The sequence below is a fragment of the Caballeronia sp. S22 genome (assembly GCF_964261745.1).
Taxonomy (GTDB): domain Bacteria; phylum Pseudomonadota; class Gammaproteobacteria; order Burkholderiales; family Burkholderiaceae; genus Caballeronia; species Caballeronia jiangsuensis.
Genome location: NZ_OZ180035.1, coordinates 3,136,259 through 3,153,901 on the forward strand (window position 1 = coordinate 3,136,259; position 17,643 = coordinate 3,153,901).

Annotated in this window: 18 protein-coding genes; 3 read left to right on the forward strand and 15 right to left on the reverse strand. The window is 63.7% G+C overall.

The features are described 5' to 3' along the window. Positions 1-48: 48 nt before the first annotated feature. The 15 genes from ACEN42_RS14720 to flhD all read right to left on the reverse strand — a co-directional run bounded on the left by ACEN42_RS14720 (position 49) and on the right by flhD (position 14,304). Positions 49-1,362, reverse strand: a complete 1,314-nt coding sequence (locus ACEN42_RS14720) for a DUF3443 domain-containing protein (RefSeq protein WP_187608711.1) — start codon at positions 1,360-1,362, stop codon at positions 49-51. Positions 1,363-1,379: 17 nt separating this feature from the next. Then, positions 1,380-1,916 carry a DUF2844 domain-containing protein gene (locus ACEN42_RS14725; RefSeq protein WP_238209580.1) on the reverse strand — a complete coding sequence of 179 codons (537 nt, stop codon included), beginning with the start codon at positions 1,914-1,916 and terminating at the stop codon, positions 1,380-1,382. 250 nt (positions 1,917-2,166) lie between these two features. Continuing rightward, positions 2,167-2,871 carry a protein phosphatase CheZ gene (gene cheZ, locus ACEN42_RS14730; RefSeq protein WP_187608713.1) on the reverse strand — a complete coding sequence of 235 codons (705 nt, stop codon included), beginning with the start codon at positions 2,869-2,871 and terminating at the stop codon, positions 2,167-2,169. A gap of 2 nt (positions 2,872-2,873) precedes the next feature. Beyond that, complete coding sequence (gene cheY / locus ACEN42_RS14735) at positions 2,874-3,269, reverse strand: chemotaxis response regulator CheY (protein WP_187608782.1); 396 nt, start codon at positions 3,267-3,269, stop codon at positions 2,874-2,876. A 49-nt stretch (positions 3,270-3,318) separates the two neighbouring features. Then, a complete protein-coding gene (locus ACEN42_RS14740) occupies positions 3,319-4,413 on the reverse strand; it encodes a chemotaxis response regulator protein-glutamate methylesterase (RefSeq protein WP_238209578.1) in 1,095 nt (364 codons plus the stop codon). Further along, complete coding sequence (gene cheD / locus ACEN42_RS14745) at positions 4,410-5,144, reverse strand: chemoreceptor glutamine deamidase CheD (protein ID WP_035497467.1); 735 nt, start codon at positions 5,142-5,144, stop codon at positions 4,410-4,412. The genes ACEN42_RS14740 and cheD overlap by 4 nt, the downstream gene beginning before the upstream one ends. Continuing rightward, entirely contained in the window at positions 5,141-6,064 is a 924-nt protein-coding gene (locus ACEN42_RS14750) for a CheR family methyltransferase (RefSeq protein WP_371880304.1), read from the reverse strand. The genes cheD and ACEN42_RS14750 overlap by 4 nt, the downstream gene beginning before the upstream one ends. Before the next feature lie 158 nt (positions 6,065-6,222). Beyond that, on the reverse strand, positions 6,223-8,058 hold the full coding sequence (locus tag ACEN42_RS14755; RefSeq protein WP_371880305.1) for a methyl-accepting chemotaxis protein: 1,836 nt from the start codon (positions 8,056-8,058) through the stop codon (positions 6,223-6,225). Positions 8,059-8,078: 20 nt separating this feature from the next. Then, positions 8,079-8,597 carry a chemotaxis protein CheW gene (gene cheW / locus ACEN42_RS14760; protein ID WP_035497463.1) on the reverse strand — a complete coding sequence of 173 codons (519 nt, stop codon included), beginning with the start codon at positions 8,595-8,597 and terminating at the stop codon, positions 8,079-8,081. 17 nt (positions 8,598-8,614) lie between these two features. Then, positions 8,615-10,894 (reverse strand): chemotaxis protein CheA, encoded by a 2,280-nt coding sequence (gene cheA, locus ACEN42_RS14765; protein ID WP_371880306.1) that lies wholly within the window; start codon positions 10,892-10,894, stop codon positions 8,615-8,617. Between the two features lie 51 nt (positions 10,895-10,945). Further along, positions 10,946-11,323 (reverse strand): response regulator, encoded by a 378-nt coding sequence (locus tag ACEN42_RS14770; RefSeq protein WP_035497461.1) that lies wholly within the window; start codon positions 11,321-11,323, stop codon positions 10,946-10,948. A 67-nt stretch (positions 11,324-11,390) separates the two neighbouring features. After that, positions 11,391-12,389 (reverse strand): flagellar motor protein MotB, encoded by a 999-nt coding sequence (gene motB / locus ACEN42_RS14775; protein WP_371880307.1) that lies wholly within the window; start codon positions 12,387-12,389, stop codon positions 11,391-11,393. A 13-nt stretch (positions 12,390-12,402) separates the two neighbouring features. Beyond that, entirely contained in the window at positions 12,403-13,263 is an 861-nt protein-coding gene (gene motA, locus ACEN42_RS14780) for a flagellar motor stator protein MotA (protein WP_035497459.1), read from the reverse strand. A gap of 140 nt (positions 13,264-13,403) precedes the next feature. Beyond that, positions 13,404-13,970: a flagellar transcriptional regulator FlhC gene (flhC, locus tag ACEN42_RS14785; RefSeq protein ID WP_238209570.1), complete on the reverse strand. Its 567-nt coding sequence runs from the start codon at positions 13,968-13,970 to the stop codon at positions 13,404-13,406. A 16-nt stretch (positions 13,971-13,986) separates the two neighbouring features. Next, positions 13,987-14,304, reverse strand: coding sequence for a flagellar transcriptional regulator FlhD (gene flhD / locus ACEN42_RS14790; protein WP_187608783.1), 318 nt, complete (start codon positions 14,302-14,304; stop codon positions 13,987-13,989). Positions 14,305-14,962: 658 nt separating this feature from the next. Here flhD and ACEN42_RS14795 point away from each other — a divergent pair. From ACEN42_RS14795 to ACEN42_RS14805, 3 genes are all read left to right on the forward strand, one after another. Then, entirely contained in the window at positions 14,963-16,027 is a 1,065-nt protein-coding gene (locus tag ACEN42_RS14795) for a glycosyltransferase family 4 protein (protein ID WP_250482938.1), read from the forward strand. Between the two features lie 272 nt (positions 16,028-16,299). Continuing rightward, positions 16,300-16,998 (forward strand): aquaporin Z, encoded by a 699-nt coding sequence (gene aqpZ / locus ACEN42_RS14800; RefSeq protein ID WP_035497452.1) that lies wholly within the window; start codon positions 16,300-16,302, stop codon positions 16,996-16,998. Between the two features lie 328 nt (positions 16,999-17,326). Then, positions 17,327-17,614, forward strand: a complete 288-nt coding sequence (locus tag ACEN42_RS14805) for a hypothetical protein (RefSeq protein WP_371880308.1) — start codon at positions 17,327-17,329, stop codon at positions 17,612-17,614. Positions 17,615-17,643: the final 29 nt, after the last annotated feature.

Here is a 17,643-nt window from a genome sequence, read left to right on the forward strand (position 1 = left end):
TTGCGGACCGCCTGACCGGAATCGATCTCCGGTCAGGTCATCGGCACATCAGAAGGCAACGTAAGCCGGGTTGTTCGGCAGCTCGTATCCGACATACACATGCCGGCCGAAGAAGAACGGCAGACCGAAGTCGAAGAAGTTCGACATGCTCAACTGCCCACCGAGGCTATTGAACGCGAACTTGTTCTTGCCCGAGGTCAGCGTACTTGCGTTGGCGAGCAGGAACGGCACGACAGCGCTGTTGCCTTCGGTGCCGACGATGGTCGTCGACAGCGACTGCTGCGAGCTCGGACAATAGAACGCGGTCGAACCCGAGCACTGCGGGAAACTATCCTGGAAGAAATTGCCGTTCGATCCCGTGTCGAAGAACGTTTTGTACGTCTTGCCCTTGTAGGTGCCGTTCAGGTCGCCGTACGGGTCCGTGCCGTACTTCGTCACGCCGCTTACCGCGTTGTTGCTCTGCGTGCCGATGCCGAATATCAGCACGCCGGTCGCACTGACCGCGCCGTTATCCGGAACCGGCGGCAACTGCACGATCACGCCGTTGTTGTTGACCGCGAACTTCGTGACGGGATTCGTCACCTGCTGCGCGAGCGGCACGGCGACCGGCGAGCAGTTCGCGCCGTTGCTGCACGCGAAGTACATCGCGTTGAGCGACGTGCTCACGCATCCGTTGCCGCAGTCGTATGTCTGCGGGCCGATGCCGAGAATGCCGTTCGCGCCGATGTCGCCGGTGGTGTTCTCGTCGTTGCCCGACGGACAGCCGTTATCGCCAGTCGGTGCCGCCGATGCGTTCAGGTCGCCGATGATCTGGATCGGCACCCTCGACGCGACTTCCGTACCCATCTTCACGTCGGCGGTGCGCACGGTGCCCCATGTGTAGCCGTCGGCGAAGCCAGCACATTCGGCGAGCTGGCCGCCGTTCGATGCTTGCGAGACGGGCAGGCTGCCGAGCACGGACTGCGCCGCCGATCCGAGAATGCGCAGACCGAACGACGCCGTATCGACCTGAATGTTGTCGATCTGCTGACACACCGACGAGCCCGGCGCGCACACCGTCACCGAGACATTCGGGATATTGACGAAGCCCGCGACGCCGGTGTTGACGTTGATCGGCACCGCGTTCGTGCCGTTCGGCGCGATCGGCTGCGCGTTCGCGCTGCTGGTGCCGGAGCTGCCACCGCCCGAGCCGCCGCCGGAACCGCCGCCCGACGAGCCGCCGCTGCTGGAACTGGAGTTGTTGTCGCCGCCGCCGCCGCAGGCCGCGAGCATGACGGACAGGCAGAGCACGCCGAGCCAGCGGGCGAAGCCGCCGCGTCGGGATGAAGAGAGGGCGGGATGGCCGAGTGTCGTTCGATGCATACTGAGTCTCCCGTCGCTTACTGGATATCGCTGGCGGATACGCCGGCGGGCAACGATTGCGGCAGATAAGCGCTGCCCGCGAACGAGCCCATGTGACCGCCCGATTCCACGACGAGCCCGGAATCCTGCACGCTTACCTGCCCACGGCCGCCGCGCGCGGCGCGCTGCGCCTTCAGGCCCTGCTGATACTGCGGGAAATAGCTGCCGAGCAGGCTGGCGAGGTCCGGCACGCGCGGCCCGTGCCACGCGATGCCGAACACCACACCCTGCGCGGACAAATATTCGTTGATGACCGTGCCGCTCGCGAGCGTGGTCGTGAGAACGGTGTAGTTCGACGCCGATGTTGCCGGTGTCGACGATGCGTTCGACGCGCCGCTCGCGACCGCGGCCCGCGCGACTGCTGTCGTGGACGCCGTGGCGGCGCCTTGCGGCGCGCTCATTGGCTCGCCGCCGAGCACTGCGTAGGCGGGCGCCGTACACACGCTCAATGCGCCCGCGACGAACGCGAGCGCGCTTACAAGATGCCCATGACGGGATTGCTTCGGTGCCTTCACTGGGCCTCCTATCGGTTTTCGATCGGCCGCGCGCCCCTGCTCGCGACCGGCTCTTGACGATTGAGTGACAGATGCGCCACCGCATTTCGCCCCTGTTTTTTCGGGCGCGAATACCATCAGTATGCCAGCCGCGAGGAATAGTCCTAACGTTCGCAAGCGCACACAATAGAAAACGCGGAGGGCAATGGTATGCCCTCCGCGTGTCTTTGTGACGCTGAGTACGTCGAAACGACGACTAATTGCAAGCGCCTCAGAAGCCGAGGCTGGCGAGCAGATCGTCGACTTGCGATTGATCCTGCACGACGTCGCTGCGCCCTTCCGGCTTGATCTGCGGCCCGTTGAGCAGGCTTTCCGGACTGCCGGTCGCCGACGACATCAGCGCCGCCGCCGACGCCGCGAACTGCTCGCGCCGCTCCGGCGCGATGTTTTCGAGCAGCACGCCCAGCAATTGCTGCTCGATCAGATACACGACGTCCGTAATCTTCTTGATCACCTGCCCGGTCAGATCCTGGAAGTCCTGTGCGAGCATGATTTCCAGCAACTGCGCGTTGGTCGCCTGGGTCCGCTCCGGCACGCTCTGCAGGAACGTGCGCGTTTGTGCGAGAAGCTCGCCCGCCTCGCCCTGCGCGAGCGGCGCGTCGTACCATTTGGCCCAGCGCGCGTCGAGCGACTGCGCTTCCGTCTGCATCGCTTCCTGCATCGGCTTCGCGAGTTCGATCGCGTTGAGCGCGCGCTCTGCGGCCTGCTCGGTCATCGTCGCGACATATTTCAACCGGTCGCGCGCGTCGGGCACGGCTTGCGCGGCGGCTTCGACCTGCTTGTCGAGGCCGAGCTCGCGCATCGAGTCGCGCAGCGTGCGCGTGAGCTGTCCGATGCGCGCGAGGATGCGGTCGCTCGATGGATCGGCTTCAGCTTCGGCAACCGCGGCTGCCAGTTCAGTGGTCAGATCGTTCACGATCAGCTCCCGGCTTTGGCCATCTTCTCGAGAATCTTGGTGAGCTTCTCGTCGAGCGTGGCGGCCGTGAAGGGCTTCACCACATAACCGTTCGCGCCCGCTTGCGCCGCCGCGATGATGTTTTCCTTCTTCGACTCCGCCGTCACCATCAGCACCGGCAGATGCGAGAGCGCCGCGTCCGCGCGGATCTGCTGCAGCATCGAAAGGCCGTCGAGGTTCGGCATGTTCCAGTCGGTGATCACGAAGTCGAAGCCGCCGCCGCGCAGGCGTGCGAGGCCGGCCGCGCCGTCTTCGGCTTCGTCGACGTTGCCGTAGCCCAGCTCCTTGAGCAGGTTACGCACGATACGGCGCATCGTCGGAAAATCGTCGACGACGAGGATCTTCATGTTCTTGTCCATCATTACTCCCTTGAGTTCTCATGCGGCGGCGCCGCTCAATCCAAAAAGTTCAGACGCGCTGCACGCGTTCGCCCATCGAGGCAAGCCGCGCCATGACGCGCCTGCTCATTTCAGAGAGCGGCGCGACTTCGCTTGCGCCGCCCATTGCAATTGCTTCGCGCGGCATGCCGAACACCACGCAACTCGCTTCGTCCTGCGCGAGCGTGTACGCGCCCGCCTGCTGCATGTCGAGCAGACCGGCGGCGCCGTCGCGGCCCATGCCGGTCAGGATCACGCCGATGGCGTTCTTGCCCGCGTGCTGCGCCGCCGAGCGGAACAGCACGTCCACCGATGGCCGATGCCGGTTCACCGGCGGCGCGTCCGACAGATGCGCGACATAGTTCGCGCCGCTGCGCGCGAGCACCAGATGCGCGTGGCCCGGCGCGATATACGCGTGGCCCGGCAGCACGCGCTCGCCGTGCTCCGCTTCCTTCACGGTGATGCGGCACAGCCCGTTCAGACGCTGCGCGAACGACTTCGTGAAGCCCGGCGGCATGTGCTGCGCGATCAGCACCGCGGGCGCATCGGGCGGCAGCGGCACGAGCACTTCGCGGATGGCTTCGGTGCCGCCCGTCGATGCGCCGACGATCACGAGCTTTTCCGTCGACACGAGCGGGTTGTTGAAATGCGGCGCCGGCTTGTGCGCTGCATGCGTCTGCGTGTGCGCGACGTGGCTCACCTGCTTCACGCGCGCACGCGATGCGGCGCGCACCTTGTCGGCGAGCTTTTCGGCATAGTCGAGCATGCCGTCGCGAATGCCGACTTTCGGCTTCGTGACGAAATCGACCGCGCCGAGTTCCAGCGCGCGCAGCGTGATTTCATTGCCACGCTCGGTCAGCGACGACACCATCACGACCGGCATCGGCCGCAGGCGCATCAGCTTCTCCAGAAAGTCGAGGCCGTCCATGCGCGGCATTTCGACGTCGAGCGTGAGCACGTCCGGGTTATGCAGCTTGATCAGTTCGCGCGCGACGAGCGGGTCGGGCGCGGTTGCGCACACGTGCATGTCGGGCTGCGAGTTGATGATCTCGGTCATCAGGCTGCGCACGAGCGCCGAATCGTCGACGCATAGCACCTTGATTTTCGGCGCGTGGCTGAGTGTCATGCTTCCTCCACGGTCTTCATGCGCGACGTGAACAGTTCCACGCGCGGGCGCTTCACGTTCGACGCATTCGTCGTGAACAATTCCGCGCGCGGCTTCGCGGCCGTCGCGTTCGACTGAAACAGCTCGACACGCGCACGCGCCTTCGCGAGCCGCTCGGCGCGCTCTTCGGGCGAGCGCTGCACGAGCGCCTGCTCGCGCTCGACCACGATCGGATCGTGCGCGGTCTTCAGCTTCTTGACCATCACCTGTCCGGAGCGCGGCATGAACGCGACCTTGCGCGGATGCATGCCCTGCAAATCCTCGGCGACGATGCGAATCTTCTCCAGCGCGAGATAGCGCCGCACGAACTCCGAATTGCGATCGCCGATGTTGATGGTCGTCATGCCCGCGAGCACCGCGCCGCCGCCGAACACCTTTGCTTCGAAACGCTCGCGTCGTCCGCCGCGCTTGATGAGCTCGTTGATGAGCACTTCCATCGCGTACGCGCCGTAGCGCATCGAATCGGACGATGCATGCGACGCGTCGGAGCCGTCGTCGGGCAGCATGAAGTGATTCATTCCGCCGATGCCCGCCGTGCGGTCGTTGATGCACGCCGCCACGCACGAGCCGAGCACGGTGACGAGCACCATGTCTTCGCTCGTCATGTAGAACTCGTTCGGCAGGAGCTTCACGCCCGGCTTCTTGAAATGGTTGTCGAAATAGAGGTTCGACGCGATCGGCAGCCCGCTCATGCCGCCTCCCCTGCGAGCGCGCGCTGCGGCTTGCCCGTCGTCTTCAGGTCGCGCGACAGCTCGTACACGGTCTGGCCGCGCAGCCTGAACGCCTGCGACACATACGTGAAGTTCTCCGAATGTCCCGCGAACAACAGCGCGCCCGGCTTCATCAGCGGCTCGAAGCGCGAGAGCACCTGCCCTTGCGTCGGCTTGTCGAAGTAGATCATCACGTTGCGGCAGAAGATCGCGTCGAACGGGCCTTTCAAGTCGTAGCGCGCGTCCGTCAGATTGACGCGGCCGAAATTCACCATCGCGCGCAGTTCCGGGCGCACTTTCACGAGACCCGCGTGCGAACCCGTGCCCTTCAGGAAGAAGCGCTTGAGACGCTCGACGGGCAATGCCTTCACCTGATCGAGCGAATACACGCCCGCTTCGGCTTTCGCGAGCACCTGGCTGTCGATATCGCTCGCGAACACCGTGCACTGGCGCGCCGCGTGTTCGCCGAGCGCTTCGACGAGCGTCATCGCGATGGAATACGGCTCCTCTCCGGTGGAAGCCGCCGAGCACCACACCGAGAACGGCTGCTGCCGGCGCTTCACGAATTCCGCGAGAATCGGAAAGTGATGCGACTCGCGAAAGAACGCCGTGAGATTCGTGGTCAGCGCGTTGACGAACGCTTCCCATTCGGCGTTGTCGTCGTTCGTTTCGAGGCGATCGAGATACTGCCTGAACGTATCGATGCCGCAGGCGCGCAGACGGCGCGCGAGCCGGCTGTACGCCATGTCGCGTTTGTGGTCCGACAGCGAGATGCCCGCGCGCCGATGAATCAGCTCGCGAATGCGGGCGAAGTCCGCCGCCGTGAATTCGAAATCGCGCTCGACTTCCGGACCACGCACACTGGCGCCCAGGTCGATACGCGGGTTGCGCGTTGCCATCATGATGTTTCGTGCTTCCTTGACACCCTTAGCGGCGCCCGATGTGGCGCGTTCTTCGCGCTCGACCCTGCGGACTCGCGCATGCCGTGCGTTTCGATGAAACGCCGGCTATCGATCGTGATGCGCGATGCCCACATGGTCGTGTTCGTTTCCGGATTCGGTTAGAAGGTTTCCCAGTCGCCGTCGGCTGCGACCGTCGCCTTTGCGCGCGGCGCGGGCGCGGGCTTCACGGCGCTCGCCGGCTTGACCGCCGGATTGCTTGCGGCCTTGCCTGCTTCCTTGATAACGGCCGCTTCCGGCGCAACTTTCGCGTTCTGAGCGGACTTCGCGTGCTTTTCGGCTTTCGACGCAACCGCAGCCGACGAAGGCTCGATGCGCGCAGCCGGCGCCGACGCCTTGATGCGCGCCGCTGCCGTCGATGCGCTCGCGCGCACCGGCGCCGCGCTTTCCAGACGCCATTGCGCGACCACGTCCTTCAGTTGACGCGTCTGCTCTTCGAGCGATGCCGCGGCAGCCGCCGCCTGCTCGACGAGCGCCGCGTTCTGCTGCGTCACGCTGTCCATCTGCGTGACGGCGCGGTTGACCTGCTCGATGCCGTCGGACTGCTCCTCCGACGCCGCGCTGATCTCGCCCATGATGTCCGTCACGCGGCGCACCGCCTGCACGATCTCGCCCATCGTCTGACCGGCGCGCGCGACGAGTTCCGTGCCGCTGTCGACCTTCGCGGTCGAATCGCCGATCAATGCCTTGATTTCCTTCGCCGCCGCCGCGCTGCGTTGCGCGAGCGAACGCACTTCGCCCGCGACCACCGCGAAGCCGCGGCCTTCCTCGCCTGCACGCGCCGCTTCGACGGCCGCGTTCAACGCGAGAATGTTGGTCTGGAACGCGATGCCTTCGATCACGCCGATGATGTCGACGACCTTGTTCGAACTCGACGCGATCGCGTGCATCGTCTCGACGACCTGCTCGACGACTTCGCCGCCCCGCGACGCGATATCCGATGCGCTCACCGCGAGCTGGCTCGCCTGGCGCGCGTTGTCGGCGTTCTGCTTCACGGTGCTCGTCAGTTCTTCCATGCTCGACGCCGTTTCCTGCAGCGACGCCGCCTGCTCTTCCGTGCGCTGCGACAGATCCGTGTTGCCGCTCGCGATTTCATGCGCGCCGACATCGATCGATTCCGCGCCGCGATGCACCGAGCCGACCATCGCCGTCAGGTTGCCGCGCATGCGCTCGATGCCCGCGAACAGGCGGCCGATTTCGTTGGTCCGGTCCGTATGCGCGGACTGCGTGAGATCGCCGCGCGAGATGCGGTCGAAGTGATCGACGGCATCGTTGATCGGTTTCACGATCAGGCTGGAGAGCGCCATGCGCGTGCCGATGAGCATCAGCACCGCGAGCACGAGCACCGCGCCGATCGTCATGTTGAGCGCCGCGATATGCGAGGCCGTGCTCGCGCGCGACGTCTCCGCGTGCTCCTGATGCGAGGCCACCGCAGCCGTCACGGCCTGATCGAAGGCGACGAACATCGGGCTAATCTTCGTGTCGGCGATCGCGTGATACGCGGCCATGTCGTTCGCGCGGATCGCGGCGAATTCCGGCTCCACGCCGGTCTTCACGAGCGCGTCGCGCTGGGCGACGAGCGCGTCGAAGGTTTCCTTCGGCAGCGTCGGTTTCGGCGTGTCGAGATAGACCTTCCAGTTTTCATTGCTCTTGTCGAGCAGATACTGGCCGCGATCGATCGCCTTCTTCGCTTCTTCCGTGCTGCCCGCTTCGGCGAGCGAGCGCACGCGGTCGAGCGTGATGCGCGAGCGCAGCAGATACGACGACGTTTCCGAGAGCGCGCGCATCGCGACCAGGTCTTCCTGCGCGAGCGATGAGAGCGACGCGTTGGCGGAATTGAGTCCGGCGAGCGCGAGCGCGCCGATCAGCGCCGCGCATCCGGTGAACAGCAGGCCGACGAGCGTGAGCGTCGTGCGGATCGACAACTTCTTCAGCATGGCTTCTTTCTCTTCGCTCGTTATGCGGCAACGGAGTCGATCAACTCCATCTCGCGGCTCGTCATGAGCTTTTCGATGTCCATCAGGATCAGCATGCGGCCGTCGACCGTGCCGAGGCCCGTCAGATATTCCGTCGCGAGCGTGCCGCCGAATTCGGGCGCGGGCATCACCTGCTCCTGCGCGAGCGTGAGCACGTCCGACACGCCATCGACCACCATGCCGACCACGCGATGCGCCACATTCAGGATGATCACGACGGTCTGGTTGTCGTACTCGACGCGGCCCAGATTGAACTTGATGCGCATATCGACGATCGGCACGATGATGCCGCGCAGATTGATCACGCCCTTGATGAACGCGGGCGCATTCGCGATGCGTGTAACGTTGTCGTAGCCGCGAATTTCCTGCACCTTCAGGATGTCGATGCCGTATTCCTCGGCGCCGAGCGTGAACACGAGGAATTCCTGTCCGGCCGCTTCGGCGTGACCCGCATCACGTCGCGAAGGCGCAGCGGTATGAATCGTTTGAACGTCTGCCATGAATGGCTCCTTCGTTGTTAGTGAGAGTGCGCGCCGTGCTGTGCGCGCGATTCGCGGTTGAGCGCGGCCACGTCGACGATCAGCGCGACACGACCGTCGCCCAGGATGGTCGCGGCGGAAATGCCGTGCACCTTGCGGTAATTGGTTTCGAGGTTCTTCACGACCACTTGCTGCTGGCCGACGAGTTCGTCGATCAGCATCGCGAAGCGGCGTCCTTCCGTCTGCATGATCGTGACGATGCCCTGCGTCGGCTCGGTACGCGCGCCTTCGACATCGAACACGCGATGCAGCGCGACGAGCGGCAGATATTCACCACGCACGCGCACGACGCGCTCGCCGTTCGCGACCGTGTAGATGTCTTCCGCGACCGGCTGCAGCGACTCCATCACGAAGTTCAGCGGCAGAATGAAGATCTCGTTGCCGACCTTCACCGACATGCCGTCGAGGATCGCGAGCGTGAGCGGCAGCACGATCTTCGTGGTCGTGCCCGCGCCCTGGCGCGACATAATTTCGACGTGGCCGCCCATCGACTGGATGTTGCGCTTCACCACGTCCATGCCTACGCCGCGGCCGGAAATATCGGTCACCTGTTCGGCGGTCGAGAAGCCCGGCATGAAGATGAGTTGCCAGACTTCCTCATCGCTCATCGATTCGGAAACCTGCATGCCCTGCTTCTGCGCCTTCGCGAGAATCTTGTCGCGGCGCAGGCCGGCGCCGTCGTCGCTCACTTCGATCACGATGTTGCCGCCGTGATGCGCCGCCGACAGCACGAGCTGGCCGGTGGTCGACTTGCCCGCCGCGCGGCGCGCTTCCACTGTTTCGATGCCGTGATCGAGCGAGTTGCGCACGAGGTGCGTGAGCGGATCGATGATGCGCTCGATCAGGCTCTTGTCTAGCTCGGTCGCCTGACCGAACGTGACGAGTTCCACTTCCTTGCCGAGCTTGCCGGCGATATCGCGCACGAGACGCGGGAAGCGGCTGAATACGTAATCCATCGGCATCATGCGGATGGACATGACGGCCTCTTGCAGGTCGCGCGCGTTGCGCTCCAACTGCGCCATGCCGTTGAAAAGACGGTCGTGCAGAGCGGGATCGAACGTGCTCGTGGTTTCCGCGAGCATCGCCTGCGTGATGACGAGCTCGCCCACCAGATTGATGAGCTGATCGACCTTCTCCACGCCGACGCGAATCGAACTGCCTTCCGCCGATGCGGCCGCCTGCGGCCGCGCCTTCTTGTCGGCGTCGCTCGCCGCGGATTTCGTCGGTTGGGCAGCGGACGGGACCTGCAAGCCCGCCGCCGCCGCCGATTCTTCTTTCACTGCTTCCTTGCCAGCCACGGATGCGGGCGCTGCATGCGCCTGCGATTGCTTCGGCTCTTCGTGTAGCGTGGGTTGCACTGCCGGTACTGCTGGCGCTGCTTCGGCGGATTGCGCCGCCGCGTCGCCACGGCCGATCGCGATCTGCTTTTCATCGATCACGAAACAGCACACGGCGACGATATCGTCGGCCGGGACGTCCGAGTCGAGCCAAACCACATACTCGGCGTCCGTCTTCTTTTCTCCGACGATGCTTCCCAGATTCCCCAGCTCCTCGATCAGAGTCGCCAGGTCCTTCTCGCCCACCCCCCGTAGCGTAATTTTCAGGTGGGGTCCTGCATCCGCCGCCAGCGCGCCGGTGTGTCCCGGCGTCACATCGGCAGCGGTTCCCGCATGTGTCGATACATCGGTGAGTTCGAATGCGCCGTCCCAGTTGCCGTCGTCCTCGATCACGTCCGCCGCCTGTGCGATCACGTGCGCGGGCGGCGCGTTCGGGCCTTCATAGGCGGGCGCGACGTTCAGCTTCGCCGCGTTCTTCTCCGTGCCCGGCAGCGACGGCGGCTCGATCTGGCCCGGCTGGCCGCCTTCGGCATGCTCGTTCTTCAGGCGCTCCAGCTTCGCGCAGATCGCGGCGGCCGCGGCTGCATCCGGCTCCGTGCTCGCGCGGTAGGCGGCGAGCTGATCCGAGAGCACGTCCTTGGTCGCGAGAAACGTGTCGATCATGTCGCGGCGCAGGACGAGCTCGTTGTTGCGCGCCCGGTCGAGCAGCGATTCGAGGATGTGCGTCGTCTCGGTGAGCGCGGTGAAGCCGAACGTGGCCGCGCCGCCCTTGATCGAGTGTGCCGCGCGGAAGATCGCCGCGAGGTCTTCCGGGTCCGGATTCGCGATGTCCAGAACGAGCAGCAGTTGCTCCATCTGCGCGAGCAGTTCATCCGCTTCGTCGAAGAAGGTTTGATAGAACTGGGTAATGTCGAGTGTCATGCTTGAGTCACCGTCGGCGCGTGGGTGCGCGGGTTGTCTTTTGCTTTCGCTTCAGTGCTGCGTGTCTTCCGAGAGCGCGGCGACCAGTTCGGTCAGCAGGTCCGGATCGAGCGGCTTTTCGATCCAGCCCGTCGCGCCCGCCGAGCGCGCCGCGTCCTTGAAGGGCTCGCCGCCTTCGGTCGTGAGGACCAGGATCGGCGTCGCCCGGTAGGCGTGGTTCGCGCGCAGCGCCACGATCAGATCGAGTCCGCTTCTGCCCGGCATGTGCTGGTCGGTCAGAACCAGGTCGAAGCGCTCCGCGAGCGCCCACTCCAGCCCTTCGTCGCCGTCGGACGCGACGGTCACTTCGTAACCCGCCGTCGCCAGCGTCGCCGAGAGGATTTGCCGCATCGCGGCCGAATCGTCGATTGCCAGAATGTTTTTGATCATGTTTGTCTCTTGCCGTGATGACGGTCGAAACGTGCCGAGTCTTGAGCCTGTTTTTCGAGCAATTTGCTCATTGCGCCGCGGGCCGGGCCGCGATGCCAGGGATGAGCTGGCCGAGCGCAGTCGCCGGCGCGCCTTGCGCGTCCGTGCCGTTGTCGAGCGTCGCGCCCGGCGAGCCGTCGTCGCGCAGCATCGACATTTCCGTCTTGCGATTGAGCACGATGACGCTGATGCGCCGGTTCTCCGGATCGAGCGGATCCTTCTTGTTCAGGTTCTGCGTGGACGCGAGCCCGAGCACGCGCATCACTTTCGCTTCGTCCATGCCGCCCGCGACCAGCTCGCGCCGCGACGCGTTCGCGCGGTCCGCCGACAGCTCCCAGTTGCTGTAACCCTTCTCGCCGCCCGCGTACTTCACGGCGTCGGTGTGTCCCTGCACGACGATGCGGTTCGGCACGTCGTTGAGCGTCTTGCCGATCTCGCGCAGGATGTCGCGCATGTAGGGCTGCACGGCGTTGCTGGAGAGCGCGAACATCGGGCGCTTCTGCGTATCGACGATCTCGATGCGCAAGCCCTGTTGCGTCGACTCGATGCGGATCTGCTGCTTGAACTGGCGCAGCGTCGGATTGGCCTCGATCGCGGCCATGAGCTTCACCTGCAGATCATGCAGGCGCACCTGCTCGCGCCGTTCGAGCTCGCCTTGCGCGGCCTTGAGCAATTCTTCGTCGTTGTTGGCCGAGGCGCGCTGCGCGAGCTGCGTGCTGCCGTCGGACCTGCGCGCCGCGCCCGCTTCGTTGCTGGAAATATCGCGGCCGCCGCCGATGAGAATGCTGTTGTCCATGCCGACGGACTTGCCGCCGACCATCGCGGCCTTGAGCGGCATGTTGAAGTACTCGGCGATGCCGCGCCGCTGCACCGGCGAGGTCGACGAAAGCAGCCACATCAGCAGGAAGAACGCCATCATCGCGGTCATGAAGTCCGCGTAGGCGAGCTTCCACGCGCCGCCGTGATGCCCCTTCTTGCCGGCGACGATGCGCTTGATGAAGATGGGCCGTTCGCTGTCGTTGCTCATCGCTGTGCTCCGGTCACTTCGACTTGACCCGGCGCACGTGTTCTTCCAGTTCGGAGAACGACGGACGTTCCGTCGAGAACAGCACCTTGCGGCCGAACTCCACCGCGATCGCGGGCGCGTAGCCGTTCAGGCTCGCGAGAATGGTCACCTTGATGCACTGGAACATCTTGGTCTGCTCCGCGACGCGCTGTTCCGCGACATTCGCGAGCGGCCCGATGAAACCGTAGGAAAGGAGAATGCCGAGGAAGGTGCCGACGAGCGCCTGCGCGATCATCTCGCCGAGAATCGCGGGCGGCTGATCGGCGGAGGCCATCGTGTGCACGACGCCCATCACGGCCGCGACGATGCCGAACGCGGGCATCGCGTCGCCGACCTTGGTCAGCGCATGCGCGGGCGCCTCGCCCTCGACGTGATGCGTCTCGATCTCCTCGTCCATGAGGCTTTCGATTTCGAACGCGTTCATGTTGCCGCTGACCATGAGGCGCAGATAATCCGTCAGAAATTCGACGATATGGTGATCGTCGAGAATCTTGGGGTACTGGCTGAAGACCGGGCTCTTCGCCGGATCTTCGATATCCGCCTCCAGCGCGAGCGTGCCTTCCTTGCGCGCCTTCGCGAGCAGCACGTAGAGCAGGCCCATCAGCTCCATGTACATGCTCTTGTCGTACTTCGCGCCCTTGAAGAGCGTCGGCAGAACCTGAATGGTCGCCTTGATGGTCTTGACGTTGTTGCCGAGGATGAACGCGCCGACGCCCGCGCCCGCGATCATCAGAATCTCGACCGGCTGCATGAGCGCGCCAAGGTGCCCGCCTTCGAGCGCGTAACCGCCGAAAACGGACAGCAATGTCACGAGCGATCCAACGAAAATCAGCACAGTCGAGTCCTCACGTTTTGATGCGGTAAGACCGCCGTTAAGTGGTTTACGGCACTCGACTGAAAAACTTTGGGGGCAAATCCGCGTGGACGGCAAACGGTAAACCCCGTGTGGCAGCGGGCCGTGCCGGAAGTGCGGCGTCAGGCCGCGATGCCTGGAGCGCGCTCCGTCGCGCCGGACGATGCGATCGCCTTGCGCGTCTTGCCCGCGCGCGACGGCGGCTGGCACAGGCCGCAGACATAGCCCGCGCGCAGTTCGTACGCGTGGGCGACGAAGCGTCCGCCGCAGCGCGTGCAGGCGTTGGTCTGCAGCATGCCGGATTCGAAGTAGCGCACGAGTGTCCAGGCACGCGTGAGCGAGAGGACGGGCTCGTCGCCGTGCATCTCGAGATGTTCGAGGTACAGGCGGTAGCTCTTGACGATCGTCTGAATGGTCGACTTCACGCCGCCGTGCGTATCGACGAATCGATAAATCGCGTGAAACAGCGACGAATGAATGTTCGGCTGCCAGGTCATGAACCAGTCGGTCGAGAACGGCAGCATGCCCTTCGGCGGCGACGCGCCCTTCAGCTCCTTGTAGAGCTTGATGAGACGGTCACGCGAGAGGCTCGTTTCCGCTTCGAGCAACTGCAGCCGCGCGCCCAGTTCGATCAGTTCGATCGCCAGGGTGATTTCGCGGACTTCCGCGACCACGCTTTTTGTCGCCATCGGGTTGTCGCGTGGCTCAGCCGATCTGCTCGACGGGACCGTCGGCCAGCAGGATCGCCGCGTGGGCGTGCGCGAGCGCCGCGCTCTTGTCCTTGTCGGCGAGCGACGAGAGGAGCGTGTGGTCGTCGAAACGAAAGCGGCACAGCAAATGGCTCGACGACGCCACTTTCACCGCCTGCGCGAGCGTCAGCGAAGTCAGCACCTGCGCGACCTGCGCGGAAAGCCCGAGGCGGTACATCGCCGAAACGCGGTCTTCCTGAAGGAGCCGCTGTGCGAGGAGCAAGTACGACAGATTCACCTCGCGGATTTCCGCGAGCGTACTCGTATTGCTGATCGTCATTTTTTTCCCCGAATCGATACTTGGCTGGTCAGGCCCGGCGGGTGAACGTTTGCTCGAATTCGCAAAGGACAGGCGAATGCGGCCCCGCGCGCGTTGTCTGGTCTCGATTCGATTGTCGCCGATGCCCGCGGCCGCGCCTGTAGGACAAACCTTCCGACGCAACGACGGAGTTTCGCGAAGATTCGTGTAGGAATATTTCTTACACGCCCACGCCCTTCGCTTGCCGATCGGCAGACTAAGTTATCGGCAATTATTCGTCTGACTTAATGCCGGTGTTTCGGCTTTTCGCTGTGGGCCGCGCCAGACGACCAATCGCTGCAATGTTCGGCGCGCAGGACCGCAAATTGCTTATAAGAACCCCGCGGCGTGTTCCACGCTTCAAATCCGTCTACATCATCTTTTTTGGTGCAAATTCTGACTTCGTAACAGCACATGTTTCGCGCTGTAACAACGATAAGCGATTGAAAAATGAAATGAAATGCCGCTCTCGATCCTGATAATGGGCAGTAAGGGATAACCCGGTCGCGATGTTTTTCATCTCCGGGCCGATCTCGGGCGGCGTCTACACCACACGCGGCCCGCCCGAATGGCATGTGTTGAGCGCTCGACCGGAGCGTGACTGCAATGCCTCACCTACATGGAGAGTCACGTTATGCGAATCGCACAAATTGCACCGTTGCACGAAGCAGTTCCTCCGAAGTTTTACGGCGGCACTGAACGCGTCGTGTCTTATCTGACCGATGCGCTCGTCGAGCTCGGCCACGATGTAACCTTGTTCGCAAGCGGCGATTCGCAAACCAAGGCGACGCTCGACGCGGTGTGGCCGCGTGCGTTGCGTCTCGACCCGACCGTGCGCGATGCGCTCGCGCCGCACATGCTGCTGCTCGAAACCGTCCGCCAGCGCGCGCACGAGTTCGACGTGCTGCACTTCCACCTCGACTACATGCCGTTTCCGTTGTTCACGCAGATGGATACGCCCTTCGTGACGACGCTGCACGGCCGTCTCGATTTGCCGGAACTGCAGCCGATCTTCAACACGTTCACGAAGGCGAACGTCATTTCGATCTCGGACAATCAGCGTAGCCCGCTACCGCAGGCGAACTGGCTGAACACCGTTTATCACGGTCTGCCGAACGAACTGCTGACGCCGCAGCCGCACAAGAAGCCGGAATATCTCGCGTTCCTGGGCCGCATTTGCCCGGAAAAGCGCGCCGATCTCGCCATCAAGATCGCGGCTCAAAGCGGTCTGCCGCTGAAGATCGCCGCCAAGGTGGACAAGGTCGACCAGGAATACTTCAAGTCGACGATCGAGCCGCTGCTGTCGCAGGCGCATGTCGAGTTCATCGGCGAGATCAACGAGGCGCAAAAGCCGGAATTCCTGTCGGGCGCGAAGGCACTGCTTTTTCCGATCGACTGGAACGAGCCCTTCGGCCTGGTGATGATCGAAGCGATGGCCTGCGGCACGCCGGTGATCGCGTTCAATCGCGGTTCGGTGCCGGAAGTGATCGATCACGGCGTGACGGGCTTCATCTGCGAGGACGTGCAGGGCGCGGTCGGCGCGCTGCAACGACTCGATGAACTCTCGCGTACGGAAATTCGCGCGCAGTTCGAACGCCGCTTCAGCGCGCACACGATGGCGCAGAACTACGTCGAGAGCTACACCGCGATGCTCCAGGCCGCGAAGCGCCCGGTGCTGCGTCAGGTTGCGGTGGGTTAATCGTCATACCGCTCGCCTGATTTCAAGTCGCATCGAATACCGCCCGCTTGCCGGGCGGTATTTTTTTGCGCGCGCCGTTCGGGCGCTCCGCACTTTTTTGCCCACCCTATAAGGAACAATCCGAAGTTTCGTTTCGATGCCCGTGAATTGAGAGCCGATCCACCATTTTTGACAGTTCGCCGAAGACTCCGCGCTTAAACTCCGCTCCGCGAGCGCATCACGCGTTCTTGTTTTAAATCAATGGCTTTTCAATTTTTCACTAAGGCAGGATCATGCATTTGTCGAAGCGTCTCGGCGCTGAAGTTTTCGGTACTTTCTGGCTCGTGCTGGGCGGCTGCGGAAGCGCCGTGCTCGCCGCGGCCTTTCCTCAACTCGGCATCGGCTTCGCTGGCGTTGCGCTGGCGTTCGGTCTCACGGTGCTGACGATGGCCTATGCCATCGGACACGTTTCCGGTTGCCACCTGAATCCGGCTGTGAGCATCGGTCTCGCGACGGCTGGCCGCTTCCCGGTGCGCGATCTCGTGCCGTACATCGTCGCGCAGGTTATCGGCGCGACGCTCGGCGCATGGGTCATCTACCTGATCGCGACGGGCAACCCGAGCTTCGACTTCACGTCGAGCGGGTTCGCTGCGAACGGCTTCGGCGAGCACTCGCCGGGTCATTTCTCGATGGTGGCGGCGCTGGTCTGCGAAGTCGCGATGACGTTCTTCTTCCTGTTCGTGATCCTGGGCGCCACCGACGACCGTGCGCCGAAAGGCTTCGCGCCGCTCGCGATCGGCCTGTGCCTGACGCTCATCCACCTGATCTCGATTCCGGTCACCAATACGTCGGTGAATCCGGCGCGCTCGTCGAGCCAGGCGTTCTTCGTCGGCGGCTGGGCGCTCGATCAACTGTGGATGTTCTGGATCGCGCCGATCGTCGGTGCGATTCTCGCGGGCCTGCTGTATCCGGCTCTGACGCGCCAGAAGTAATCGTCGGCGGCAAATAAAAGACGGGCGCTACATGCGCCCGTTTTTGTTTTCACGCTACGCCGCGCATTCGAATGATTAAAAGCGCGCGACAAATGTAATGCCGAATTACGCAGCATGCTTATGAATTGTTGCGAACCCAGTTTCCTGCATACAGAGCAAGACGCGAAAAGGCCGTCCGACAAGGCTTCCAGCGATGTCACACGCCCAGCTTCCCTTTCCGAAGTCCTTACGTCGCCCTTGCACACCGTAACAAGTCCTCGAAGCATGTAAGACGGCGGACGCTTACATTGAACTCATGCGACACACGTCGCCTTAAAGGAGAAAGACAATGAAGCGCATCGTCACCCAAATGCTCGTCGCGACCGGCCTTGCAATCGGTGCTGTCGGAGCGGCTCAGGCTCACAGCGATCTGCACATCGGCGTATCGCTCGGCGCGCCGGCTTATGTGGCGCCGGCTCCGGTGTACGTGCGTCCTGCGGCGCCTGTGTATCGCGCGCCGTACTATCGCCATGAAGAACCGCGCTGGCACGGTGGCTACGGCCACGATTACGGCCGCTATAACCGCGCGGGCTGGAACCACGGCGGCTACGGCAACAACTGGGGCCATCGCGGATAAGCGAAAACGGGCTGCCGGCAAATCCGGCG